General features: G+C 57.0%; 1 protein-coding gene. It reads left to right on the top strand.

The genetic code is table 11. The features are described from left to right. The coding region (locus tag MXD62_RS09480) for a PLP-dependent transferase (RefSeq protein WP_248828987.1) at positions 1 to 242 on the top strand (242 nt) is incomplete at both ends.

Genomic DNA, 242 nt, shown 5'->3' on the forward strand with positions numbered 1-242 from the left:
ATACGGGACTGGGACAGAGCACAGGGTTTGATTATACCCGCACGGCTAACCCGACACGAGCGGTACTGGAGCAGGCGATCGCCGATCTGGAAGGAGGAGAGGCCGGATTTGCCTGTGCCTCGGGAATGGCGGCGATTCAAACGCTGATGGGGATCTTTTCACAGGGTGACCACTTGATCGTCTCGCTTGACCTGTACGGGGGCACATACCGATTGTTTGAACAGGTGCTGACCCGTTTTGGT

The sequence above is a fragment of the Frankia sp. Mgl5 genome (genome assembly GCF_023242985.1).
Lineage (GTDB): Bacteria > Actinomycetota > Actinomycetes > Frankiales > Frankiaceae > Parafrankia > Parafrankia soli.